At 78.0% G+C, this 1,465-nt stretch carries 1 protein-coding gene and 2 pseudogenes; all 3 read left to right on the plus strand.

Annotation, left to right across the window (positions count from 1 at the left end; all coding sequences use genetic code 11):
* Nucleotides 1–289, plus strand: a pseudogene (locus B4M60_RS10755) (DUF1648 domain-containing protein); the annotation flags it as partial.
* 186 nt (nt 290–475) lie between these two features.
* The gene (locus tag B4M60_RS10760; protein ID WP_291083487.1) at nt 476–856 is read left to right on the plus strand and encodes a hypothetical protein; all 381 of its coding nucleotides are present in this window, start codon (nt 476–478) and stop codon (nt 854–856) included.
* Nucleotides 834–1,465: pseudogene (locus B4M60_RS10765) on the plus strand (hypothetical protein); the annotation flags it as partial. The gene B4M60_RS10760 and the pseudogene B4M60_RS10765, both read left to right, overlap by 23 nt.

The raw sequence follows: 1,465 nt of genomic DNA on the forward strand, positions 1-1,465 counted from the left end.
GTGGCCGGCGGCGATCAGCGCGCCGAACCGCGACTGGTGGACGGCCACCGCGCCGCGGCTGCGGCGGTTCGAGCGGCTGCTCCGCGAGGACCTGTGGCTGATCGCCGCCAGCATGATTGGCGCGCTGATCGGGGTCCAGGTGGCGATCACCGACGCCGCGGTGGCGGGCGCCGACTCGCTGCCGTCGGCGTACTCCCGGGGCCCGCTGATCGTCGCGGCGGTGGGCATGGGGTTGGTGCTGGTGCGCGTGCTGGGCGGACGCTACGCGGCCCAGCCGGATCTCGCCTGAACCTGCCCGACTCGGCCTGACCCGGTCTAGCCCGGTCTGACCCGCCTCCGGGCCTCCCGTGCGGGCTGTGGATGGTCGTCCACCCCATCCACAGCCCGCGCCGGCGGGACCGATTCCGTGGCCCGCCGCCCCTAGCGTGTGTTCCCGAGCGGCTCGACCGATCCGCGCCGGAGGGGGGAGTGGTCGATGGAGGGGACGGGACCGGACGCGGGGGCGTGGGGCGCGAGGCAGGGTCGGGTGGCGTCGGCGTTGCTGGCGTTCGAGCAGGTGGCGGTCGGGGCGGAGGCGGCCCGGGTGCGCGAGGCCGGGGCGCGGATGGCGGAGCAGGCGGGGGAGCTGGTCGCGGCGCTGGAGGTGGCGTCGGCGGCCGCGGCCGGGGTCCAGATCGGGCAGCAGGGGCTGCTCACGGGCCCCGCCCTGGCGGAGTGCGCGGCGCTGCTGGCACGGCGGGCGCGGGACTGCGCGGTGGAGACCGACCGGATCGGCGACGCCATGACGCGCGCGGCGGGCCTGCTGGCGGACGCCGACGGGGAGGTGGCCCGCGATGTCGGAGGCGCGGCGGGCTGAGGAACTGGTCATCGCGGTGGACGCCGCCGAGTCGCGGGCTGCGGTGGTGGGTCGGGAGACCGCGGACACGGCGGCCGACCTCGATGCGGTGGCACGACGACTCGGCGGGGGCGCGGCAGCCGGCGGCGGGTGGTTCGGTCACGCCGGGTCCCGCGCGCGCGGCCGGGTGGGGGACGCGGCCGCCGAGGCGCGGATGGTCTCGGGCGCGTGCCTATTCTTGGCCGACGTCCTCCGGGTGGAGGGGTCGAGGCTGGCGCGGGCGCTGGTCTGTTGGGGCGACGACGACCAGGTGAGCCCCGGCACGGGCGACACGGCGGCGGTCGAGGAAGCCGATCGCGCGCTCACAGTGCGGCTTCGCGAGGCCGCCGACTCGCTCGCCGGGTACGCCGACGCCGCCACTCGCCCGTGCATCGACCTGTCCGGGTCGACCGGCGACGATCCCCGGGACGTCGCGGCGCTGTGGCATTCGCTCGGCCCGGCCGATCGCGAACGGCTCGCCCGCGACCACCCGGACCTGGGGTCGGTGGCGGGGGTGGCGTCGGCCACGCGGGACGCGCTCAACCGGACGCGCCTGCGCCGGCTCCTCGGCGCGGGCCGGGCCGGCGCGGG

Source organism: Dietzia sp. UBA5065, from assembly GCA_002415925.1.
In the GTDB taxonomy this organism is placed as follows: Bacteria; Actinomycetota; Actinomycetes; order Mycobacteriales; family Mycobacteriaceae; genus Dietzia.

Bases quoted from the DNA above. Each gene is read 5' to 3' on its own strand.
- B4M60_RS10760 (WP_291083487.1), top strand. From the start codon at position 476: ATGGAGGGGACGGGACCGGACGCGGGGGCGTGGGGCGCGAGGCAGGGT.